Origin of the sequence: Phenylobacterium sp. (assembly GCF_030654915.1) — a bacterium.
Taxonomy (GTDB): Bacteria; Pseudomonadota; Alphaproteobacteria; order Caulobacterales; family Caulobacteraceae; genus Phenylobacterium.
Genome location: NZ_JAURWM010000064.1, coordinates 1 through 3,074, shown reverse-complemented (window position 1 = coordinate 3,074; position 3,074 = coordinate 1). Strand labels below are relative to the sequence as shown.

Here is a 3,074-nt window from a genome sequence, read left to right as displayed (position 1 = left end):
GCCCGGACCAGGCGTGGAGAGATGTCGTCGATCGAGCGCCAGCGGCGGTCGAAGCCCTTTCCCTCGAACACCCGCTGAACCATCAGCCAAGTGATCGGCGGCGGCACAAAACGGTAGATCGCGGTCACCAGCACCGGCCCGATCAACCCGAACACCAGAACCAGCATCAGCACGCCGCGGACCAGCCGGCCGAACAGACCCTTTTTCGAAGTCGCCTTACCCAAGTCGCTTGCCCTTACCCCACGGCCCAAGCCTTTTCCTTGCAGGAAAAAGCGTGAATCAAACAGTTGGAGCGTGACGAGCGCCGGAACCGGTTTCCACTTCCGGCCGTCACGCTCCGGGTGCTAGCGATGCGTCGGGCCAGAGCCATGGTCAAGCCGCCGCAAGGACGCAATATCTTGAACGTCACCGACGCCGTCGCACGCCGCATCTCGATCCGCGCGTTCAAGCCCGACACGCCGCCCGCGGCGACCGTCCGCGAAATCCTTGAGGCCGCGGCCCGCGCGCCGTCCGGCGGCAACCTCCAGCCCTGGCGCGTCTACGCCCTGGCCGGAGAGCCGCTGGCGCAGTTGAAAGCCAAGGTCGCCGCCAATCCGTTCGGCGAGACGCCCGAGTACGACGTCTATCCGCCCAATCTCTGGGACCCGTTCCGCACCCGCCGGTTCCAGAACGGCGAGGACCTCTACCGGACCATTGAGATCCCGCGCGAGGACAAGCCCGCGCGCCTGCGCCACCTGGCCAAGAACGGCGAGCTGTTCGGCGCGCCCGTCGGGTTGTTCTTCTGCCTTGATCGCAAGCTCGGCCCGCCGCAGTGGTCGGACCTGGGCATGTACATGCAGACGGTGATGCTGCTGGCCACCGAGCGCGGGCTGGACACCTGCGCCCAGGAATATTGGGCCCGCTATCCGCAGACCTTGGCGCGATCGCTGAATCTGCCGGAGGACCACATGGTCTTCTCCGGCATGGCGCTCGGCTGGCGCGACGAGACCGCGCCGATCAACACCCTGCGCTCCAGCCGCGATCCGTTCGAGACCTGGGCCGAACTGCGCGGGTTCGAGTAGAAGGCTCCTCTCCCCCTTCATGGGGTGAGGCTGGGTGAGGGGCCGCGGCGCGAAGCGACGCTTGCAGCATCGCCCCCTCACCTAACCTCTCCCGAGGGAGAGGAACTAAGCGACCTCGGCGACGCCCGCGCCGCCCACTTCATCACCCCAGGCGACCCGCTTGCCGTCGGCGGTCATGGCCAGGGCGGTGATCGCCGCGCCCTTCTCGGCCTTTAGGGGCGTTATCCCCGACGCCGCCAAGTCGCAGACCCAGACCCGTCCGTCGTCCAGACCCGCCGCGACCATCTGGCCGCCCGGCATGCCGGCGACGCGAACGACCATGGCGCTTTCGTCGAAGCCGATCTCGGCGGCCTGCTTTCCCATCGGCCCGGTGGCGCCGGCGAACGGCCAGATCACCATGCCATTGGCGCCCGAGGTCGCCAGCAGTTGGCCCTTGGCCAGGAAGGCCATGCTTTTCACCTTGGCCGGGTAGCCGCCCATCTTCAGGTTTTTGTCGTCGGCGACCCGCCAGCCGTGCAGCTGGTTTTCCTGCATGGCCGACATCAGGAACTTGCCGTCGGCGCTCCACGCCAGGGCGACATGACTGCCCGCCCATTTCAGGATGTAGGGCTTCTGCTCGGCGATCTTAGCGTACCAGAGCCAGGCGCCGTTGTAGGTCGCCGCCGCGATCCGCCGGCCCTTGGGGTCGAAGGCGACGTCGGCCACGGACTTCTCATGAGTGAACACGCGCGAGAACTTCGGATCGGCCACATCGCGGACATGCAGTTCGCGGCCGGCCCCGAAGGCGATCAGCTTGGACTCGGGCGAGGCGGCGACCGTGTCGATCCAGCGCCCCGGGACCTTGGCGATCTCTTCCGCTCCAGAAACCCGCGACCAGACGACGCGGCCATCGTCGCCGCCGGTGATCACACCCTCGCCGCTGGGATGGGTGCAGGCCGACAAAATCGCCCCGTCATGGGCTTCGATGGTCTCTCCAGTTTCGAATCGAACCGTGCCGTCGCCCAGGGCGAACGCGGCCGTTCCGGCCTTTCCGAAGAGGGTTGCGGTGACATAGGCGTCGTATTGGAAAGTCATGGCGCGGTCATACCTGCCTAACGCCGGTCTTGGCGAGAGCCGGAATCGCCGCGAAAAGCGCACCACAAACGGGCGCCGCAAAAACCGAGACGTTCAGCGAACGTCGCTTTGAAGGTTCGGGCTTTACAATCGCTTTCTCATTAGCGATGGGTGTCGGTGACTTTACGGCGGCCCCGATCAAGGGGCCCTCAGGGGAAGAAATTTATATGGGTGCGAAGCTGGGCGGCGGAGGCGGCGGCAAGTTCGACCTCGGCCAGAACAACGACATCAACGTCACGCCCTTCGTGGACGTGATGCTGGTGCTCATCATCATCTTCATGGTGTCGATCCCCGCGGCGACGGTGTCGATCAAGCTCGACCTGCCCCCCGCGATCCCGCCGCCCCCCGGCGCTAAGGTTGAAGAGCCCACGCTCATCAACATTCAGCAGGGCGGCAAGGTCTTCATCGGCGATATTCCGACCAGCCTGGGCACGCTCCCGGCCGATCTCACGCGGATCCTGAACAAGCCCGAGCCGACCGAAGAGCGCGTCTATATCCGCGCCGACCGGACCGTGCGCTACGGCGACTTCATGGCTGTGATGAACATCCTGCAGGGCAATGGCTTCTTCCAAGTCGCCCTGATCAACGAAGAGCTCTAAACAGCGCTTCGATCGAAATAGAAAGGCCCGCCCAGGGAAACCCGGGCGGGCCTTTTTGTTGGACGCTTGCAAACCCTTCTCGTCGCCCGCCGGATCTCGCTTCGCGAGCCCGGAGGATGACGAGCTTGGCGGGGGATTTACGCCGCGCAGGCCTCGAAGCCTTCGCGCAGCTTGGCTTCGTCGAGGGGGCGGCCAATGAAGACCCGACGGCTGTAGCGATTCTCGCCTTCCTTCCAGTCGCCCTGGAAGTCGCCCTCGAGGATCATGTGCACGGCCTGGAACACCAGCCGGCGCTCTTCGC

The 3,074-nt window shown here is 65.5% G+C and carries 4 protein-coding genes and 1 pseudogene; 2 read left to right on the top strand and 3 right to left on the bottom strand.

Features of this window, described 5'->3' with window-relative positions; translation table 11 throughout:
* A pseudogene (locus Q7T84_RS03020) lies at window positions 1-224 on the bottom strand (monofunctional biosynthetic peptidoglycan transglycosylase); the annotation flags it as partial.
* A 126-nt stretch (window positions 225-350) separates the two neighbouring features.
* On the opposite strand from Q7T84_RS03020, the gene Q7T84_RS03015 reads away from it, so the two are divergent.
* The gene (locus tag Q7T84_RS03015; protein ID WP_304806221.1) at window positions 351-1,061 is read left to right on the top strand and encodes a nitroreductase; all 711 of its coding nucleotides are present in this window, start codon (window positions 351-353) and stop codon (window positions 1,059-1,061) included.
* A 105-nt stretch (window positions 1,062-1,166) separates the two neighbouring features.
* On the opposite strand, the gene Q7T84_RS03010 is transcribed toward Q7T84_RS03015, so the two are convergent.
* Window positions 1,167-2,135: a WD40 repeat domain-containing protein gene (locus tag Q7T84_RS03010; protein WP_304806220.1), complete on the bottom strand. Its 969-nt coding sequence runs from the start codon at window positions 2,133-2,135 to the stop codon at window positions 1,167-1,169.
* A 206-nt stretch (window positions 2,136-2,341) separates the two neighbouring features.
* Between Q7T84_RS03010 and Q7T84_RS03005 the strand changes: the two genes are divergently transcribed.
* A complete protein-coding gene (locus Q7T84_RS03005) occupies window positions 2,342-2,773 on the top strand; it encodes a biopolymer transporter ExbD (protein WP_304806223.1) in 432 nt (143 codons plus the stop codon).
* A 137-nt stretch (window positions 2,774-2,910) separates the two neighbouring features.
* Here Q7T84_RS03005 and Q7T84_RS03000 read toward each other — a convergent pair.
* Window positions 2,911-3,074 (bottom strand): GTP-binding protein (locus Q7T84_RS03000; protein ID WP_304806222.1); only part of this gene is annotated, 164 nt, incomplete at its 5' end.